General features: G+C 39.4%; 17 protein-coding genes. 10 read left to right on the plus strand and 7 right to left on the minus strand.

Translation table 11 applies throughout. The annotated features are described in order from the left end of the window. Positions 1 to 12: 12 nt before the first annotated feature. The 3 genes from F1560_RS00960 to F1560_RS00970 are packed head-to-tail and all read left to right on the plus strand — an operon-like array spanning position 13 to position 2,975. The gene (locus tag F1560_RS00960; protein WP_149472810.1) at positions 13 to 1,476 is read left to right on the plus strand and encodes a glycoside hydrolase family 32 protein; all 1,464 of its coding nucleotides are present in this window, start codon (positions 13 to 15) and stop codon (positions 1,474 to 1,476) included. A 24-nt stretch (positions 1,477 to 1,500) separates the two neighbouring features. Further along, a complete protein-coding gene (locus F1560_RS00965; protein WP_149472811.1) occupies positions 1,501 to 1,995 on the plus strand; it encodes a PTS sugar transporter subunit IIA in 495 nt (164 codons plus the stop codon). 23 nt (positions 1,996 to 2,018) lie between these two features. Continuing rightward, positions 2,019 to 2,975 (plus strand): carbohydrate kinase family protein, encoded by a 957-nt coding sequence (locus tag F1560_RS00970; protein ID WP_149472812.1) that lies wholly within the window; start codon positions 2,019 to 2,021, stop codon positions 2,973 to 2,975. Between the two features lie 457 nt (positions 2,976 to 3,432). Here F1560_RS00970 and F1560_RS00975 read toward each other — a convergent pair whose 3' ends face one another. The 4 genes from F1560_RS00975 to F1560_RS00990 all read right to left on the minus strand — a co-directional run bounded on the left by F1560_RS00975 (position 3,433) and on the right by F1560_RS00990 (position 9,106). Further along, positions 3,433 to 3,672, minus strand: coding sequence for a hypothetical protein (locus F1560_RS00975; RefSeq protein WP_149472813.1), 240 nt, complete (start codon positions 3,670 to 3,672; stop codon positions 3,433 to 3,435). A 350-nt stretch (positions 3,673 to 4,022) separates the two neighbouring features. Beyond that, positions 4,023 to 5,009, minus strand: a complete 987-nt coding sequence (locus tag F1560_RS00980) for a diaminopimelate dehydrogenase (protein WP_149472814.1) — start codon at positions 5,007 to 5,009, stop codon at positions 4,023 to 4,025. Between the two features lie 208 nt (positions 5,010 to 5,217). Then, a complete protein-coding gene (locus F1560_RS00985; RefSeq protein WP_149472815.1) occupies positions 5,218 to 7,047 on the minus strand; it encodes a WXG100 family type VII secretion target in 1,830 nt (609 codons plus the stop codon). Beyond that, positions 7,031 to 9,106 carry an efflux RND transporter permease subunit gene (locus F1560_RS00990; RefSeq protein WP_187773593.1) on the minus strand — a complete coding sequence of 692 codons (2,076 nt, stop codon included), beginning with the start codon at positions 9,104 to 9,106 and terminating at the stop codon, positions 7,031 to 7,033. The genes F1560_RS00985 and F1560_RS00990 overlap by 17 nt, the downstream gene beginning before the upstream one ends. 147 nt (positions 9,107 to 9,253) lie before the next feature. Here F1560_RS00990 and F1560_RS00995 point away from each other — a divergent pair, with 147 nt between their 5' ends. The 3 genes from F1560_RS00995 (at position 9,254) to F1560_RS01005 (ending at position 11,292) form a co-directional block, all read left to right on the plus strand. After that, on the plus strand, positions 9,254 to 9,835 hold the full coding sequence (locus F1560_RS00995) for a TetR/AcrR family transcriptional regulator (RefSeq protein WP_149472817.1): 582 nt from the start codon (positions 9,254 to 9,256) through the stop codon (positions 9,833 to 9,835). A gap of 96 nt (positions 9,836 to 9,931) precedes the next feature. Continuing rightward, complete coding sequence (locus F1560_RS01000; protein ID WP_149472818.1) at positions 9,932 to 10,897, plus strand: hypothetical protein; 966 nt, start codon at positions 9,932 to 9,934, stop codon at positions 10,895 to 10,897. 119 nt (positions 10,898 to 11,016) lie between these two features. Then, positions 11,017 to 11,292, plus strand: coding sequence for an acylphosphatase (locus tag F1560_RS01005; protein ID WP_149472819.1), 276 nt, complete (start codon positions 11,017 to 11,019; stop codon positions 11,290 to 11,292). Positions 11,293 to 11,348: 56 nt separating this feature from the next. Here the strand turns inward: F1560_RS01005 and F1560_RS01010 are convergent, their stop codons facing one another. The 3 genes from F1560_RS01010 to F1560_RS01020 are packed head-to-tail and all read right to left on the minus strand — an operon-like array spanning position 11,349 to position 13,982. Further along, positions 11,349 to 12,143 carry an ABC transporter permease gene (locus tag F1560_RS01010; protein WP_149472820.1) on the minus strand — a complete coding sequence of 265 codons (795 nt, stop codon included), beginning with the start codon at positions 12,141 to 12,143 and terminating at the stop codon, positions 11,349 to 11,351. 6 nt (positions 12,144 to 12,149) lie between these two features. Next, on the minus strand, positions 12,150 to 12,920 hold the full coding sequence (locus tag F1560_RS01015; protein ID WP_149472821.1) for an ABC transporter ATP-binding protein: 771 nt from the start codon (positions 12,918 to 12,920) through the stop codon (positions 12,150 to 12,152). A 9-nt stretch (positions 12,921 to 12,929) separates the two neighbouring features. Continuing rightward, a complete protein-coding gene (locus F1560_RS01020) occupies positions 12,930 to 13,982 on the minus strand; it encodes an ABC transporter substrate-binding protein (protein ID WP_149472822.1) in 1,053 nt (350 codons plus the stop codon). 505 nt (positions 13,983 to 14,487) lie between these two features. Between F1560_RS01020 and F1560_RS01025 the strand changes: the two genes are divergently transcribed. The 4 genes from F1560_RS01025 to dcd are packed head-to-tail and all read left to right on the plus strand — an operon-like array spanning position 14,488 to position 19,059. Then, on the plus strand, positions 14,488 to 15,603 hold the full coding sequence (locus F1560_RS01025; RefSeq protein WP_149472823.1) for an NAD(P)/FAD-dependent oxidoreductase: 1,116 nt from the start codon (positions 14,488 to 14,490) through the stop codon (positions 15,601 to 15,603). Next, positions 15,593 to 17,269, plus strand: a complete 1,677-nt coding sequence (locus tag F1560_RS01030) for a nucleoside recognition domain-containing protein (RefSeq protein ID WP_187773594.1) — start codon at positions 15,593 to 15,595, stop codon at positions 17,267 to 17,269. The genes F1560_RS01025 and F1560_RS01030 overlap by 11 nt, the downstream gene beginning before the upstream one ends. Positions 17,270 to 17,287: 18 nt before the next feature. Further along, positions 17,288 to 18,490: a GTP-binding protein gene (locus F1560_RS01035; RefSeq protein ID WP_149472825.1), complete on the plus strand. Its 1,203-nt coding sequence runs from the start codon at positions 17,288 to 17,290 to the stop codon at positions 18,488 to 18,490. A gap of 20 nt (positions 18,491 to 18,510) precedes the next feature. After that, a complete protein-coding gene (dcd, locus tag F1560_RS01040) occupies positions 18,511 to 19,059 on the plus strand; it encodes a dCTP deaminase (RefSeq protein WP_149472826.1) in 549 nt (182 codons plus the stop codon). The last annotated feature ends 27 nt before the right edge of the window (positions 19,060 to 19,086 follow it).

The following is a 19,086-nucleotide window of genomic DNA, read 5'->3' on the forward strand; positions in this document are numbered from 1 at the left end:
TAGGAGATGTTTATGAAACAATCATTTAGTGAATTAAAACAGCGTGCATACAAAAATATAGATGATAGGAAAAAGACTGTCGCTGGCGACCCTTATCGGCTGCACTTTCATATCATGCCACTAGTTGGGTTATTGAATGATCCGAATGGCTTTGTCTTCTACAAGGGAAAGTACCATATGTTTTATCAATGGAATCCGTTTCAGACAGAGCATGGAGCTAAATTCTGGGGGCATGCTGTATCTGATGATTTGGTCCATTGGGAGGAAGCTCCGATAGCATTAGCACCAGATCAGGACTATGACAAGAACGGTTGTTATTCCGGAAGTGCAGTCGTTTTTATGGAGAAATTATATGTTTTTTATACAGGCAATGTAAAAAATGAACATGGGAAAAGAGAATCTTATCAGTGTCTAGCGGTTTCAGAAGATGGCATTCATTTTGAAAAAAAAGGACCGGTAATTCATGTTCCAGGGGGCTATACAGCGCATTTTCGTGACCCAAAGGTGTTTGAGAAAGACGGTCAGTGGTACATGGTGTTGGGTGCACAAACAGAGAATGAGCAGGGTGAGGCAGTTGTCTATACGTCTTCTGATTTGGAAAATTGGAGCTTTCAAGGTGCCTTAGCAGGAAGTGGTCATAATGGTCTGAAGGATTTTGGTTATATGTGGGAATGCCCAGACTTATTTGAACTGAATGGGCATGAAATTTTGGTCGTATGTCCACAAGGACTGTCGCCAAAAGGTTTTGAGTACAATAATATCTTCCAATCAGGCTATTTTACAGGAAAGGTTGATTATGAGAAAGTTTCATTTGAACATCGTAATTTTGTAGAATTGGATCGGGGATTCGACTTTTATGCTCCGCAAACGACAGAGGATGCTTCGGGCAGGCGAATTTTAGTTGGATGGATGGGAAATGCAGACGATGGGGAGTCCACCCACCCAACTATAAAATATGAATGGATTCATGCACTGACATTGCCGAGAGAACTTCAATGGAAGGAAGGAAAACTGCTTCAACATCCTGTGGAAGAACTTCAATTGTTGCGTGAGGATGAGATTCAGCATACTGGCGTGGTCGTTTCGGAGGAGGCTGTGGTCCTTCCACGTGTAAATGGTCAGGTGTTCGAGTTGGAAATAGCTATCAAGAACTTAGCTGCGGCAAGTTTTTCCGTGGAAATAGGTGAGAAGAGTACCTTCCATTACGATGCTAAAGCACAGGTTTGTACGTTTCAACGAGGAGCATTTTCGGGGAATAGTGTAGAAAGTAGACACTGTGTGTTAGAAAGCTTGCAAAATATCCGTATATTTAAAGATACTTCTTCCATTGAGATTTTTATCAATAATGGAGAAGAAGTGTTTACTTCGAGAGTATTTGAAGACCCAGCAATTGAAAGAGTCTATTTCTTTGCTAAGGATGGACATGTTACGATGGATGTACAGAAGTGGAGTATAAGGAGAGTTACGGAATATTAAAAGGTCTAGGTTGGAGGTTTGATTATGTTTGGAAAACTATTTAAGAAAAAAGAGGAAGTAATCGATGTTTCGCTAACTGCCCCTGTTAGCGGCGAAGTTGTAGCATTAGAGGAAGTTCCGGATCCCGTATTTTCTGAAAAAATGATGGGAGATGGAGTTGCGATTAAACCGGCAAATGGGGAGGTTGTTTCTCCTGTAAATGGGGAGATCATTCAGGTATTTCCAACAAAGCATGCAGTCGGAATTCGCGCTGAAAATGGAGCGGAAATTTTAATTCATATTGGTCTTGAAACGGTTAGCCTAGATGGAGAAGGCTTCACTTCATATGTTAAAGAAGGTGATCAGGTGAAGCAAGGGGATAAGCTGATTCACTTTGATATGGATATCGTACATGAGAAAGCCAAAAGTACCGTAACACCGATTATCATTACGAATACTGATGATATGAGAAATATTGAAGCTAAAACGATAAAGCAAGTAACAGCTGGGCAAGATGAAATTTTACAAGTGACGAAATAATATAGAAATGGATGTTGAAAAATATGAAGAAGGTCTATACGATTGGGGAAGCGTTAATTGACTTTATTCCACATGAAATAGGAGTTCCTATTGAAGAGGTTGTGAGTTTTAAAAAGATGCCAGGAGGAGCTCCTGCTAATGTTGCTGCCGCCGTTGCCAAGCTAGGTGGTCGTAGTAGTTTCATTGGCCAGGTTGGCGAGGATCACTTTGGATACTATTTAAAGGATATGTTATCTAAAAACGGTGTGGATGTGAGCCATGTGCTTCAGACAAATAAAGCAAATACCGCACTCGCATTTGTCGCGCTGAAAGAAGACGGGGAAAGAGATTTTGTCTTTTATCGAAAACCGAGTGCGGATATGCTGTTAAATAAAGCGGATGTGCAGGGATTGGAATTCTCTTCGGATGATATCTTGCATTTTTGCTCCGTTGATTTAATTGAAGCAGATGTGAAGTATGCGCATATAGAAGTCATTCGTAATATCAAGGAAGCTGGTGGAACGGTCTGTTTCGATCCAAATGTCCGGAAAAATTTGTGGGACGACCTGGATGCCTATCAAAAGACGATCCAGCAGTTTATCCCTTATGCAGACATTTTAAAAGTGAGTGAGGATGAACTAGCTTTTATCACTGGAGAGGAAGAAGAAACGAAAGCAATTCGCTCGCTTTTAGCAGAGTCTGCTACATTGCTAATCGTTACCCGTGGGAAGGATGGCGTAAGCTTTTATACGAATACCGATGACGTATCTGTGGAAGGGTTCAAAGTGAAAGCTGTTGATACAACTGGTGCAGGGGATTCCTTTATCGGTGCTTTCTTATATCATTTCGCAAGAATGGAAAAGGATGTTACCAAGCTTTCTGTAGAGGAATTGGCTGAAATGGGCAGGTTTGCTAACGCGGCAGCAGCTCTAGTTACTACGAAGCAAGGTGCGATTAATGCGCTGCCTGACTTAGAAGAAATCCAAGCGCTCATGGATTAGCGAATGATAGATGGCAATTGATTGATAATATGTTTTAAAAGGAAATAGATGCATAATGAAGTCCCCTGTTCCATTATAGTAGTGATGTAGCAAGGGATTTTTAACATGTTGGGGATTAAGTGACAAGGAAAGATCATTGTTATTCAGAATGACGTTATGAAGTATTTAATATTTCTTTTAGCATTGTTTCTAGTTCTACGGTTTTCACCTTCTTTGTATGTGGTTGGTTATCATACAGATTATCCTGTTTGTCTAAAATAGGTCACCATGAGGGGTTAGTTCATAGCCTTAGAAAAGAACCGGGCTGGTTGTTGCCCGGTTTAACTTGTTTACAAAAGGGTTCTAAATGTTACAACACATAGTTTCCTTGTTGGTTGGAAATATCTTTAATAAATAAGTTTAGAGATATTCGTGATTGGATATAGCTTGCTTGATCCATTAGCTTTCTCCAGTCAAACTAAGATTCCCCCTGGGATTTTTCCTGCTGTTCATTATAATACTGTACACTTGTCATGGCACCTTCATCCACCATTTTTGCATCATCAATATTTGAAGGTTTACCTAAATTTTTCATATAGGATGAATTGAATTTTTCTATTGCTTTATCAAATTGTCCTTTGACTTTCTCGCTTTTGGATAAATACGTTACTCCGGCAACTGCTCCGGCCACACCAACTAATTTTGTAAGTTTCCCCACTCGAGATCAGCTTCCTTTCGTTAGATTGTTTAACTAATGATCGTAAGCCTATTTACAAAAATGTCTTTACCACCATTATTAACTCATATATGCAGATTAAATTAAAATATTACTAATTTTCTATTTTATTTAGCGTGCTATATTATGTTAAATAGAAGGTGGTGATTATAAAATTCAAACACTAACAAATACCGATCGATAAAAAATTGACAATAGATCGCAATAAAAAAGAATCTTCCTCTGGTCAAAGAGAAAGATTCTAAGAAAAAATACGCAATGAAAAAAGGAGGAGAGCCCCCGATTCTCACTATTATTTAATACGTTGTTAGAAATAAAACCACATCTACGTTTTACAAATAATCTCTACGCAATTCTTCAGCTGATTTTGGTGAGATATAACCTGGCGCAACATCATACACCGTTTTTGCACCGGTCTGTCCTTCTTTATTCAAACGGTATGCAGCACGTGCATAAGCTGTTAGCACACTCGCTGTAAACTCTGGATTGCTGTCTAATTTTAAGCTGTATTCAATGATTTGGTTATTGCCTTCTCCAGTTTGACCACTGCGAATAACAAATCCACCATGTGGCATTGCAGAATGGTCGCTTTTCAATTCTTGCTCTGAGATGAAATGGACTGTTGTTTCATATTCATCAAAGTAATTTGGCATCGTTTTAATTGTGTGTTCGATCTTCTCTTGGTCTGCGCCTTCCTCAGCAACAATATAGCATTCACGAACATGGCGATCAGTTTTCGATCCTGCTGGATGTTCGCCATTTCTTACTTGCTCAATTACTTTTTCGGAAGGGATGGTATATTGCACGCCGTTTTTTACACCTTCGACTCTACGAACAGCATCGGAATGGCCTTGGCTTAAGCCTTTCCCCCAAAATGTGTATGTTTCACCCACTGGCAATAGTGCTTCTGAAAGTACGCGATTAATCGAAAACATACCTGGATCCCAGCCTACGGAAATGATACTTGTTTTTCCACTTTCCTTGGCAGGCTTATCAACAGAGGCAAAGAATTCAGGGATTTTTGCATGGGTGTCAAAGCTGTCCACAGTATTGAACAGGTTAGCGAAATGTGGAACCTGCTCTGGTAAGTCTGTTGCAGAACCACCACAGATTAGCATGACATCGATATCCTCTGTATAATTGACTGCTTCTTCAATATGTAATACTTTTACATTGCTGTTTAAGACCTGTACGCATTCTGGATTTCTTCTGGTAAATACGGCAACAAGCTCCATATCAGGTTGTTGCATAATGGAAGCTTCTGCACCTCTACCTAAGTTTCCATAGCCTACAATGCCGATTTTAATTTTATTTTCCATTTGTTCCACTCCATTAACTTTCTATTTCCTTAATACTACCTTTTTTGATTCTTCGATACAACCTTCACGAACTTCTAAGAGGATTTTTTGAGGAATCTTGTCAGCATTTTTCTCCATTTATATAAAAATATCCCCTATAGCAGTATCTCTTTTATAAGATCCTGCTATAAGGGGATTTGGATATTGGGATAGGCGTTTTAATAAGCGCTTAACGAAATAGATTTTTCAGCTTTTCAAAAAATCCTTCTTTTTCTTCAGGTGCTTCATCCGTTGTTTCTGTTTCTTGTTCTTGCTTTAAGGTATCGGTACGAATGACAAACTGTACTGAATCGGTTAGTTCATCATTCTTTTCGGATACAAAGGAGATGGGCTCGAAATCCGATTTATCATACTGAGAGAGCATGGCATCAATTTCTTCCTGCATTTCCTCTGGGATACTCATGGTTGCATCATGTAGCTGTGTTGTGCCATTCCGCAGTTCACCAGCGCCATCTGTCAGTTGGTCAGCACCTGCTGCAGATTCTCCAATTCCAGTATGAATGTCTTGATACGAAGAAGCTAACTCATTGACTCCATTTGTGTAAGCAATCAATCCTTCGTGGAATTGATTGTAGTTGGATGCCATCTCTTCAATGCCGGCGAGTAATTGGTTGAAGCCATCATCCACATCGATTTGACTGATCGATTCCTCAAGGCCATCTGTGAGTGCTCGTAAATAATGTGCTACTTCTCGAGTCGATTCACTAAAGGCATGGAGGCTTGGTCCGACTGATCCAAATGCTTCTGCTGCAGCTTCGTATGCCCCTTTAACTGTTTGGGCTGCTTGGTAAGTAGTAACTAATTCTTCAATTACTTCTTGATCTGCATCACTTTCGTGTAGTGCAGCAATATCTGCCTCCGAAATGCTTGGCTCAGGGATTTGCTTTATTGCTTTCTGCAATGCTTGGTTTGCTTCTTCGTAGTTTGATCCGAATTGATCCATTCCATCAGCAAGTTCTTCCAAGCCGGATATCATATCAGAGACTGCTAGGTCTAAGTCTTCTAGCTCATCTAGAGCTGCAGCGCCACTTGCCTTTGATATCTCCTCTTGTAAGGTAACAAGTGCATCATTAATCTGTGAAGAGGCGTCCGTTAATTGACTGCTAGATCCGTTCAATTCATCCATCCCATTTTTATATTGGGCCGAGCCATCTTCAAGCTGATGAAGTCCCGAAGCTAACCCATCCATTCCGTCACGTAATTCACCTACGCCATTGTCAATTTCGCCAATCGCATCGGTCAAAGAACGGAATTCGTCTGTTAGTTTGTCGGTATCTGGTCCATCAACAGCGATGGAAGGTGGTAAAGCAGCTATTTCGATACCGTCGATTTCAAATTGGTCGGTTGTTGCTTCGATGGAGAATTTCTTTTCTTCATCTGGCATCATCGTAAAGGTGATTTGCTTGTTCTTCCCAGCATTTGCAATCGTTGCATCCTCTGCTTCGATTTCTTGAAAATAATCAGTATTTAAAGGGACTGAAATTTGCAGCATGTAATTTTCAAAGAAGGTTGCTGGAACGTCTCTATTTTGTTTCACATCGATTATTATTTCGACATCTCCTGCCATGCCAGGGATATCTTCCGCGTTAACTTCTTTGCCATCGATGTAATAGTCAATTGTAAAATTCCACGGTAATTCCTTTGTTGCACCAAGGTTACCTTGATAGTAGAAATTATCGGTCTCTGCATGTATTCGGATATTGTTTTTATCCTTTTCAATCGCAGATGTATCGGTTAAGTTTTTGATTTCTGTGTAATCGCCATAGTCTTCAATAACACCTGGCTTAGTTAATTCAAAGGAATTGACCACATAAAGCCCCTTGAGATTACCGCCGGCTTGTAAATTTGCGTAAATAACTTCATTCTTACTAGCGATTTTTCCGTTTTCCTGCTCTTCATCTGTTGTCTCCTCTGATGCATTTGGGGAGGCATGTGTCGTGAGCACGGGAAGGAAAAAGATTGCTAGTGTTAGCCATAACCATTTAATTGCCTTCTTCATGGTGATCCTCCTTGTGAAATTTCATCCGAAACGAAGTCTTCTCAATAATTTTATCTCCCATGACAAGCATAGCTGGCAGGAAGGTGATAACGAGTATAAACGCAAGCAGTGCCCCTCTTCCTAACAGTAATCCAATCGAACCGACAATTGGATTCGATGATGTCAACCATAGGATAAATCCAACACTTGAAAGAATGGATGCCGATACTGCAATCGAAAAGAGCTTTTCATCAAGTGTCTTTTTAATTGCTGGTAATGCAGACATTTGCTGACGATGGTGTTTGTACGTCTCGGTTAACAGAATGGCATAGTCAACCGTTGCGGCCAGCTGAACGGTACTAACAATTAAATAGCCGACAAAGACTAAGGATGTATCCGTAAAGTAAGGAACTGCCAGATTAATCCATACGGCCGATTGAATCGTCAGCAACAAAATGACTGGAATCGAAATCGAACGGAACGTTATCAATAAAACCAACCCAATGGTTACTACCGTAAGGATATTGACAATTTGGTTATCCTTTGTAACAACATCTTTCATATCATATAAAGCAACACTTTCCCCAAGGGTTAGTGCATCCTCTCCATAATAAGAGGCAGATAGTTCACGTATATTGTCTACGAGCTGAAAAGGAATATCTCCTTCTGTTCCAGCATCGGTATTGATAATGATTCGACTATAGTTTTCTGACAAGAATTGTTCTGTAACATTCTGTTCTAAGAAATCCTGTGGAATCGTACTTCCCACCATATTGGCATAGCCAATGACAGAAGAGACATGGTCCATATCTTCAATTACTTGGATCATTTCTAGCTCTTTTCCTATATCATCATTCGGAACCAATAATACGATTGCTGTCGTCACTCCAAAGGTTTCCTCGATTTGTCTGATATCCATGCCTAAACGGGTGTCCTCTGGTTGCTCGCCCATACCATATGTAAAGGTGGTGCTGTTTTGTGCTAGAAAGCTTGGCACTGTTAGAAGAAGCACAATTGCAATCGCAGGTATCTTTAACTTCATTAGCTTCCCGCCAACACCTTTAAATACTGGTGGGATAAGTGTCTTATGCTTTGTTTTGTCAATCCAGTTGTAGCACACTAATGTCAATGCTGGTAAAAATACTACAACACTAATAAAGCTTAGTACAATTCCTTTAACTAGATTTAGCCCTAAATCCGAACCAATCTCAAAGTCCATAAACATCAATGCCGTAAAACCGAAGAAAGTGGTTAATGCACTGGAGCTTATTACTGGGAAAGATTCTTTTATTGCCAGTCTCATCGCTTCACCTGGCTTGTATTCCTTGTTTCGATAATCTTGGAAACTATGAAGCAGGAAGATCGCATAATCAAGCGAGACGGCTAGTTGCAGAATTGGAGCTACGGATTGCGTAATAAAGGAAACCTCTCCAATAAAGATATTTGTTCCAAGGTTAATAAGAACGGAAACGCCAATTGCGGTTAAGAATAACACCGGTTCTAGCCATGAATTAGTTGATAATACTAAGATGATAATAATAATCGGGACTAGTAATAATGCAGCATACATCGTCTCCTGACCGGTCATCTCTTGCTGTGTAGCTGTATTTACTGCTTCACCAGTAATTGCGTTTTCTTCCCCGATGAGGTTATAAATCTGATTGGTTGCTTCGACTTCATTTCCGCTTTCTACTGTAACAGAAAAAAGTGCCTTTTCATCCTGATAATAATTTTCTACGGTTGCTGCATCTGCGAACTCGATAGGGGTTCTTAGATCTACAACATCATCCAACCATAGAACCTCTGTAACACCATCAATTGCTTCTAATTCTGCCTTATATGTTAAGGCCTCTTGGATGGTGACATTCTCAATCATAACGCGTGCGTTCGGGATGCCGTTAGAGAATTCCTGCTCCATCGTATTTAAGGCAACTGTCGATTCCGCTTGCTCAGGTAAATAATCTTGCATATTATAATTTACATCTACAAAGAAGAAAGCAATCGCTGACAGTATCGTTAAGGATAGAAAAAAAATAACGACGGATTTTTTGAAACGTATGATAAAATTTGTCAATGTCATTTCCCCATATCTTGATGATTTCTTTCTTTTATCTTAATATTATATATACATCATGTTAGTTACACAACAAACAGTTGCGTAAATCGTGTTGTTTGCACAACGGTTATTGAATATCTGTTGGAAAACAGGTAATGAAAGGGTTTTACGATGGAGAAAAAATTAGATCGCCGAAAAAAATATACGCGAATGGTTTTAAAGGAAAGCTTGTTAGAACTATTAAATGATAAACCAATTTCAACGATAACAATTAAGGAATTATGTGCGCGAGCAGACATTAATCGCTCAACATTCTATAGTCACTATACAGATCAATATGATTTATTGAATCAAATTGAGGAGGAAATTATTCAAGAACTGAATCAAACGTTGCTTCAATATGACTATAAGAAGGAAAAGGAAATGCTTGCAATGACGAAATATTTACTGGATTATGTCATGAGCAGAAGCGAACATTTTCGGATTCTTTTTAGTGATCATGGAAGCAAAGGGTTCCAGCACCATGTCATGGAATCTGCACAAGCCCATATTCGGACAAATTTGGAACAAGGGCGTAAGCAAATCAGTGAAAATCATTTGAACTATATTACCTTATTTGTAATTAGTGGTAGTATCCATATCATCGAAAAGTGGTTGAGTAGTGGCATGCAGGAATCCACAGAGGAAATGACCAAAATTATTACGGAAATTAGTAATTATGGGATGTTGCATTATTCAGATGTGGAACGGTAGGAGCATTTATCCATAGATGAAATAGATTCCCTTATGAAAAAATGTACCGAATAGGTTGTTAGAGTGAATAAGAATGAAATGTAAGGGGAAAAGTTTATGGAAGTAATGAAGCGTATCGCTCTCTATTTAATTGGAATAGTTGTGTTCATTGCGTTTGTGAATGGGTTTGTTGATGAATCGAAAGAACTTTATACTTTGGTTCAACAACAAAAGGATGCCCCTTTGGAGCAAATAGTCCAAGGTAAAACAGCAGAGCGTGATCTATTTGGAAGAATGATCTATTATGGCTTGTTTGAGGAAGAGACTGAGACGAATGTTATCTATAAAAATCCAGCTAGCGCATATGCGCAAGTCTCAAGAGATGAATTCGAGCAGTTGGAAGTTGGAGAAACGATTGAGGGTAGAATGTTAGGTACAGCTTTCAGTGACAGGGATGTACGTTCTAAATTGTATGAACATCTTATTCTGATGGGAGTCTTTCTTATCTATCCATTCTTTTTTGTCATTTATCAGCTTATCCATATTCCGGTGGTTGAAAGGTGGATGAAAAGACATGATAAGTTGCTCGGTCGGTTGATATCTAGCATATTCATCGGAGGTATCTGCCTCGGACTTTTATTTTCCTATATTTCTATGGGGAAGAGCCTTTTCAGTACAATTCAAGCTCATGGTGGAAAACAGCAGGAAATAACAGCTTTGATTACCGATAGGGATTTTGACTTGAATGCGGGTCGATATGTGAGCAGTCAATACTTCCTAGCATTAGCCTATGAAGACCAAGACGGTAACATGGTTCATATGACAAAAGAAGTACCGCCTAGCGTTTATCACAATAATGAATTGTTTCTTACAGTCAGTCATCCAGAAGGCTATCCGTACCGCATTCATCTGAATGGTTTTAACGCAGGAGATATTTTCTTTTATATGGGAACTGATCTCTTTATCTACGGGCTTACGATTGTAATGACTGCATTGTTGATTTTCGCTGCAGTGTTATGGAGAAGGAAGAAGAAAACAGGAAGCTATTGGCCTGAACATAAGAAGAAGCAATCCCTGCTTTGACAAGTGGACCTGATGTCAAATGCCATAGAAAAATAAAAAGGATTCGCTGCCTGTTGAATAATAAACAAGGGTTCAATGGATGGATTCATTATGATACTATGGGACAAGAGGTGATGCGAATGAAATACGTAAGTGTCAACGTGCGCGGTCGTGTACAAGGTGTTGGTTTTCGTTATTTTACGCAACACACAGCAGTGGAATGTAATATTACGGGTTGGGTGAAAAACGAAGACGACGGTAGTGTGCATATAGAAGCTCAAGGAAATGAAGAAGATATGTCTCGGTTTTTAGAGTTAATAAAAAAAGGACCCTCTAGATTCGCTAACGTCCGTGAAATGGATGTAACAGCCTTAGATGGGGATCCGAAATTTAATGCGTTTAAAATTAAATATTAGATTTAAAAAGGATTAGCCGCATGTTTTACAAACATCAGCTAATCCTTTTCACTTGTTTATTCTTTCCACGGAATCAGTTTATTCTCCAGCCACCTTAAAGCCCGATTAAAAATTAAGCCAAGAAGGGACAGAATAAGCACTCCAACCATGAGCTTCGATGTAATCATTAAGTTCCCGTAATGGAGCACCATGGAACCAATACCTTCCTGGGCAGCGATCATTTCTGCCGATACGAGTAACAGGAGAGATGTTCCAGCTGCGAGCTTCAACCCGGCAAATATCATTGGGAGAGCCCCAGGTAAAATTACCTTGCGAATCACATTAATTCGATTAGACCCAAAGGTGACGGCAGCTTTCACAAGCATCGGATCGACACTCTTTACTCCGGAAAATGTATTGATAACAACAGGGAAGAAGACACCAAGTGCAATAATCGTTACTTTAGATAATTCGCCAATCCCTAACCATAGGATAAATAAAGGTAGTAAAGCGATTTTCGGAATAGGGTAAATCGCATAAACAATCGGTGTTCCGATCGCGTCGGCAGTTCGAAAGAAGCCAATAATCAGTCCGATTAAAATACCGCAAGCAGCTCCGATGGCATAGCCAAGAACAATTCGATAGAGACTCGCAGTCAGGTTGCCGTATATTTCACCACTTACAAGCATTTCCCATCCTGTGATAACAATGTTAGATGGTGCAGGTAGAAATAATGGGGAAACGATTCCGATTCGAGATACGATTTCCCACAGGACTAAAATGCCTGCTATGCCTAAAAAGGAAGTGTAGAATGGAACTTTTTTATCCAGAAATGCAACTCGGTTCGTAATGACTTGTTTTTGTTTTTCCATTTGCTATCACTCCTTCAGGGCCGCTTCAGCATCATGCCGAATGAGCTGCCAAATTTCATCTGCGTATTTGCTTGATTGTTCGCGATATTTTTCATCGTTTCTTCCCGTTTTGGGCAAATCGATGTTAATAATCTCTTTAATTTGACCTGGGTGTCTCGATAATACGATGACACGATCAGCTAAATAAACCGCTTCTTCAATGTTATGTGTCACATAAAGCGTGCTTAATTTTGTGCGATTCCAAATGGTGAGCAGCTCCTCCTGCATGAGGGTACGCGTCTGGGCATCCAAGGCAGAGAAAGGCTCGTCCATTAATAATAAGTCCGGTTCCACCGCTAAAGCTCTGGCAATGCCAGCCCGCTGCTTCATACCACCCGATAATTGTTTTGGATAAGCATCCTTGAAATCAGTTAATCCAACCATATCAATATAGTGATTGCCGATTTCTTGTTGTTGTTTTTTGGAGACGCCTCTTTCTTGCAAACCATAGACAACATTTTCAAAAACAGTACGCCATGGGAAAAGGGCGATTTCCTGAAAGACAATACCTAGATTCGGATTACTTTCTTTAATTCCCTCAAAGTAAACACTACCACTCGTTGGGGACAATAAGCCGCCTACGATGTTCAACAAAGTTGACTTTCCGCATCCACTTGGACCGACAAGGACAACAAATTCCTCTTCTTCAATAGTAAAATTGATATCTTTTAATGCAGTAACTTCTTTCTTTTTTGAATCAATAAACGTTTTTTCTACATTCTCGATGACGATGCTCATTGTTGTTCACTACTCCAATTCTTTTATTGCTTGGTCGAGAAGGTCTGTATTTACAATTTCGTCTGCATCAATCGGTACTGCGATGAGCTCTTCCTTTGCATACCAATCAATTTGGGTTTGGATATCGGGTGCGAGCAGCTGACCATAAGGATCCATGTATGGCAGGCCACGTTCAATAATAGCTGGTTCCTGGTCCGTGTATTCCGCAATGATTTGGATAACTTCATCGTAATTTTCACCAGGTACAATCTCACCGTTTTCCTTTGTCAGTACAGCGTCATAATAGTATTGTGTTGCTTTTGCATATGCTTTCAGAAATTTAGTCGCAGCTTCTGTATCGCCAGCAAACGATTTAGAGAAAAATATTCCAGACGTTTGATAGTCGATCACATCACCAACTTGTGTAATTACCTTGCCATACCCTTCATCTAATACCATCGTAATATTTGGTTCGTTTAACAATACCGCATCCACTTGCTTGCTTTGCAATGTCTCCATTAGACCTGGAATACTGTTAACAGGAACCATTTCCACATCAGCTGACGTTAGCCCATGTTCTTCTAGCAATCTACCAGCCATGTAATGAAAGGTTGATCCAGTTTGCGTAATGCCAATCTTCTTATCCTTTAAATCTTCAACTGTTTCGATATCCGAGTCACTATGTACTAATAATGCTGTCGAGGAATAGCCTTCCTGTTCTCTTCCTTTGTCCGCAACAATGACTAGTTCTTCACCGCCAGCAACCATATTGTATAGGCTTGCTGTAATCCCAGTTGCGCCCACATCCACATCGCCGCCCGCTGTCGCTACGGCAATCGGCTGTGCAGCTTCAAACCAGCTAACCTGTGCATCAATGCCTTCCTCTTCAAAGTAGCCTTTTTCAAGTGCAATAAATAATGGCGCGGAGCTTGTCAACTTCAACATTCCGATATCAACGGAAGCCTGTTCTGTATCCGAATCTGTTGAGCCTGTTGAACCGTTTGATGACTCTTGTCCACAAGCTGCAAGCATACATGCTAAAAATAGTGCTGAAATAAGTGCAAAAGCAGTTCTTTTTCTCATCTTGCTGTTCCCCCTTTAGTTTTCAAGTGTCATAATAAAAAGAAAATTAAAAAAGCACAGGCGGCTGCCAACTAAAACAGCTGTGCTAGTTTAATAAGATTTTTATAAGGATAGCATAAATAAAACAATGATTCCATATAATTGTTGAAAAAATAGAAACTTTGTTGGTTTATTGGAGTGTTTGGCGATTAAGGGTCGATGGTGTACCGAAATTTTAGATGCAAGAGGTTTTTGGTTGCATCTTTTGCCTAAAGTGATATAATACGTAATCATTACGATTTACGCGTTGAAGAAAAATGATCGAGCATAGGAAGAGTGAATTCATTTAGGTTAGGGGATAGCAGTAAATCGCTTTAATCATTTAATAGTAGTAAGCTCTTTTAATATCATTTAGTAGTAAGGACTTCCGTAAAGAGAGACTTACTAAGCTGTTCCGTAAATATGCATGAAACAAAAAATTTTTGAATTATAATCGTAATGATTACGATTTACGAAGGAGGACTTCATGAATAAGCATTTTGATGTTCTTATCGTTGGAGCTGGAGCTTCTGGGATTGGGGTAGGCATATTGCTAAAGCAAATGGGTTGTGAAAATTTTTGCATGATAGACAAGGGGGATATAGGAGAAACATTTCGCAGGTGGCCAAAAGAAATGAGGTTTATAACTCCTTCTTTTCCATCTCAAGGATTTGGTCAGACAGACCTTAACGCGGTTGCTCCTAAAACTTCTCCTGCTTATACGCTAGATGAAGAACATCCTACAGGAGAAGAATATGCAGAATATCTAGAAGTCCTGGCAGACCACTATCAATTACCGATACGAACCAAATTGGAAGTAAAAGAAATTATGAAACATGACGACCAATCATTTGAGGTAGTAACTTCTAAAGGAAAATTATTTAGTAAATTTATTGTTTGGGCGGCGGGGGAGTACCAATACCCAGATTTCGACGTTTTCCCAGGTGCAGACTACTGTATTCATAGTAGTCAGGTTCATTCTTGGGAGGAAATGAAAGCAGATGACTATCTTGTAATAGGCGGCTATGAAAGCGGGATTGATGCAGTGTATCAATTGAATAGATTCAACAAAAAATCTCGACTTTTAGCTAAAACTTCAACATGGGAAATTGATAGTAGTGATCCTAGCATTGTTTTATCTCCATATACATTTAGTCGAATGAGAGAAGCACAAGACGATGGCAGAATCGAGATTTATGAGGACCAAACGGTTAGCTCTGTCATGAAGAAAGATGATACTTATTATGTAGATACACGAGAAGGTCAGCAATATACCACACGAACTTCTCCGATACTAGCGACGGGATTCAAGGGTAGTACATCTATGATTTCCCATCTTTTTAAATTTGGAGAACATGGAAAACCGCTCGTTAATGAACAAGATGAATCAACTTCCTGTCAAGGGTTATTCCTTTGTGGGCCTGAACTTAGGCATGGTAGTCACGTGTTTTGTTATATATACAAGTTCCGTCAACGATACGCAGTACTTGCTGAAGCAATTGGTTCTCGACTAAATCTAAACTTGGATATTCTTGATTTTTATCAGAAGGAAAATTTTTATCTGGATGACCTTTCAGGTTGTGGAGAGCGCTGTGAATGTTGAAAAAGTTAAAAACAGAATGGATAATTTGATTGCTTTAGTAGGACTTGAATCCGTAGGTAAGTCTGCATTATTCAGACATATGACTGGTCATCAAACAGGAGTTGAAACCAATGTAAAAGGATCAACTGTCGTTCTTACGCGCAGAGGATTGAAACGAAATGCTGAAGTAGAACTAGTCGATACACCGGGGATTCGTTTTAAAGATGATAGCATGACTACGAGAATGACCTTGGGTGAAATTAAGTTTTTGGAAGAGATTATTATAGTTGTGAAATCTCCTCATTTAAAGAATGATCTTCTGTTATTAGAAGAACAGCTCCATCTGAGAGGGAAAAAAGTTACAGTTATAGCTACTCACAAAGATATATATGAACCGAGTGATGAAGAAAAGCATTTTATAAAGGATTTGTTGAACGTACCGGTTATCTGGTGTAATAGCCGTTCTATGGACGAAGCAGAACAAGATGAATTATGGGAAGCTATACAAGACGCATCACCATGGAAGCTAAACAGTAGTTTGCTCCATTTTCTGCCTTCAGATTCTGAAGCAGAAAATAAAAATTGGTTGGAAATAGTACTGAGTCAAAAGATGATTGGCCCTTTATTAGCTTTACTCTTAATCATAAGTATGTTTGCTTTTCCTGTATTTCTTGCATACCTATTATCGAATTACGTAGAACCGATTTCAGAAGAGATGATTATAGCTCCATTAAAGGAATACGCCGTTCATTTTCCTGAGTTTTTCCAAGTTTTATTAATAGGAGACTATGGCGCATTAACCCTTGGATGGTATTCGTTTCTATGGGCTTTTCCAGTAGTCTTTTTCATCGGTCTTAGTGTTGCAATTACAGAAGAAACAGGTATACAGGAACATATAACGCATGCATTAAATCCATGGCTGATGAAAATCGGACTAACTGGAAGAGACTTGATACCAGTTTTGACTGGCTATGGCTGTAATGTTGTGGCTGTTATGCAAAGCAGAAGCTGCAGTAGCTGTACGCGAGCTTCATGCATCTCTATGATTTCGTTTGGCTCTGCTTGCAGTTATCAAATTGGGGCAACATTATCATTGTTCGGTTCAGCTGGAAAACCAATATTATTTTTCCCCTATATACTGATTTTGTTTATTGTAGGTGCTATTCACACAAGGGTATGGAATAAGAATTCTTTACCGCTAACTCCAGTGTCATCTCTGCCCTACTTGCAGTCAATTACGTGGAGAGGAACTGCTTTTCGCTTAAAAGGAATGCTAAAACAATTCTTTACACAAGCTATGCCAATTTTTATCATAATTTGTTTAGTCGCTTCTATTTTTGATTATTTGAATTTAATGAAAGGCTTATCTGCTGTGATTACGCCTATATTGGTGTTGTTTTCCTTACCAGTGGATGTTGCTCCTGGTGTGATTTTCTCTGTTTTTAGAAAAGATGGCATGATGGTATTGAACGAGGGTCAAGGTTCCCTGCTTCAGAGTTTGGAGACATGGCAACTATTTATAACCGTATATTTAGCTTCAACCTTATCTTCCTGTTTAGTAACTCTGTTCACGATTTACAAAGAATTAGGCGGGAGACACGCTGTAAAACTGCTAGGAAAACAAATGATTACGTCAATCATAAGTACATTGCTATTAGCTATCGTTTTATATACTTATTTTAATTGAATACGAAGGAGGAAGCGTATGGAAAAGAAAATACCTGTTACCGTTTTAAGTGGCTATTTAGGGTCGGGAAAAACAACACTGCTAAACCATCTATTAAATAATCGTCATGGACTGAAAGTGGCTGTTATTGTAAACGATATGAGTGAAATTAACATTGATGCCGATATAGTAGAGAAGGGTGGCCACTTTTCAAGGACGGAAGAGAACTTAGTTGAGATGTCTAACGGCTGTATTTGCTGTACGTTAAGGGAGGATCTACTGATAGAGGTTGAGAAAATCGCAAAGGCGGGCAATATCGATTATATCCTAATCGAATCTACTGGAATAAGCGAACCTGTACCAGTTGCTCAGACATTCTCCTATATTGATGAGGAACTGGGTATCGATCTTACTCAGTTTTGCCGTCTCGATACGATGGTCACTGTCGTTGATGCATATCGCTTTTGGTATGATTATGAATCTGGTGATCGGCTGCTTGATAGAAAGCAAGCGATAGGGACAGAAGACGATCGTAATCTTGCAGATTTGCTAATCGATCAAATCGAATTTTGTGATGTTCTTCTATTGAATAAATGCGATATGGTGACGGAAAAACAACTTCGTTCATTAACTAAAGTTATTCAAACATTGCAACCTGATGCCAAAATTATTCATACAACATTTGGCAAGGTTAATCCAACAGAAATCTTAAATACCCGTCGGTTTAATTTTGAAACGGCTAGTCAATCAGCTGGATGGCTAAAAGAATTAATGGCAGGCCCGGAAGAGCATACACCAGAAACAGAGGAATATGGAATTAACTCCTTTGTGTATAGTCGAAGAATTCCATTTAATTCGAAGCGTTTTTATGATTGGATTAGGCAAATGCCAATGTCAATTGTACGTGCGAAAGGGATTGCGTGGTGTGCGACGAGGAATGATTTGGCTCTCCTTCTCTCCCAAGCTGGTCCTTCGGTCTCTATTGAACCAGTCTCTTATTGGGTAGCTTCACTTCCAGAAGTACAAAAAGAACAGACGATCAAGCAAAACCCAAATATATTAAACGATTGGGATTCGGAATTTGGGGATCGAAAGACAAATCTTGTATTTATTGGCGTTGATCTGGAAAAAGGAACGATTATTCGGGAGCTTGATCAATGCCTGCTTACACCAGAAGAGATGGACATGGAATGGTCTGAGATGGGAGATCCATTTGTTTGGGAGTTGAGAAATCGTAATTAAGTAAAAATGGAGGAATAGAAATGATTTTATCGAGTCAAACCATTCTCAAAAAGCTAGAGAAAGGTGAGCTAGCTGTCGAACCTTTTAATCAGGCCAACATTCAGCCGGCGTCCATCGATCTAACGCTTGGCAGCCATTTTATGACATTAAATGAACATAGCACAGGAAAATTATCCATGGGTGAGAGAGCTTCCTACCGTGATATTTATATAGGAGACCAAGAAACGATAATCATTCCTCCTCATACCTTTATGCTTGCAACAACAAAAGAGTGGATTAAATTATCAACTCATGTCACTGGCTTTGTAGAAGGAAGGAGTTCTGTTGGGAGAATGGGACTTTTTGTACAAAATGCTGGATGGGTAGATCCTGGATTTGAAGGTCGGATTACGCTGGAGTTATATAACTCCAATCGTTTTCCAATTGAATTAATGGAAGGAAGAAGAATCTGTCAATTGGTTATGGCAGAAACGGATCAACCAACAAAACCGTATCAGGGTAAATATACAAAACAATCTAGTACGACTGCTAGCTGTATTTATATGGATGAGGAAAACCGCTCCAATTAATTGTTGATTAAGGAATCTAGGAGGAAA

It is taken from the genome of Oceanobacillus polygoni, assembly GCF_008304605.1.
Lineage (GTDB): Bacteria > Bacillota > Bacilli > Bacillales > Amphibacillaceae > Oceanobacillus > Oceanobacillus polygoni.

Bases quoted from the DNA above. Each gene is read 5' to 3' on its own strand.
- F1560_RS01015 (WP_149472821.1), bottom strand. From the start codon at position 12,920: ATGAGCATCGTCATCGAGAATGTAGAAAAAACGTTTATTGATTCAAAA.
- F1560_RS00960 (WP_149472810.1), top strand. From the start codon at position 13: ATGAAACAATCATTTAGTGAATTAAAACAGCGTGCATACAAAAATATA.
- F1560_RS01025 (WP_149472823.1), top strand. From the start codon at position 14,488: ATGAATAAGCATTTTGATGTTCTTATCGTTGGAGCTGGAGCTTCTGGG.
- F1560_RS01020 (WP_149472822.1), bottom strand. From the start codon at position 13,982: ATGAGAAAAAGAACTGCTTTTGCACTTATTTCAGCACTATTTTTAGCA.
- F1560_RS00985 (WP_149472815.1), bottom strand. From the start codon at position 7,047: ATGAAGAAGGCAATTAAATGGTTATGGCTAACACTAGCAATCTTTTTC.
- F1560_RS00990 (WP_187773593.1), bottom strand. From the start codon at position 9,106: ATGACATTGACAAATTTTATCATACGTTTCAAAAAATCCGTCGTTATT.
- F1560_RS00995 (WP_149472817.1), top strand. From the start codon at position 9,254: ATGGAGAAAAAATTAGATCGCCGAAAAAAATATACGCGAATGGTTTTA.
- F1560_RS01010 (WP_149472820.1), bottom strand. From the start codon at position 12,143: ATGGAAAAACAAAAACAAGTCATTACGAACCGAGTTGCATTTCTGGAT.
- dcd (WP_149472826.1), top strand. From the start codon at position 18,511: ATGATTTTATCGAGTCAAACCATTCTCAAAAAGCTAGAGAAAGGTGAG.
- F1560_RS01035 (WP_149472825.1), top strand. From the start codon at position 17,288: ATGGAAAAGAAAATACCTGTTACCGTTTTAAGTGGCTATTTAGGGTCG.
- F1560_RS00980 (WP_149472814.1), bottom strand. From the start codon at position 5,009: ATGGAAAATAAAATTAAAATCGGCATTGTAGGCTATGGAAACTTAGGT.
- F1560_RS00970 (WP_149472812.1), top strand. From the start codon at position 2,019: ATGAAGAAGGTCTATACGATTGGGGAAGCGTTAATTGACTTTATTCCA.
- F1560_RS01000 (WP_149472818.1), top strand. From the start codon at position 9,932: ATGGAAGTAATGAAGCGTATCGCTCTCTATTTAATTGGAATAGTTGTG.
- F1560_RS00965 (WP_149472811.1), top strand. From the start codon at position 1,501: ATGTTTGGAAAACTATTTAAGAAAAAAGAGGAAGTAATCGATGTTTCG.
- F1560_RS01005 (WP_149472819.1), top strand. From the start codon at position 11,017: ATGAAATACGTAAGTGTCAACGTGCGCGGTCGTGTACAAGGTGTTGGT.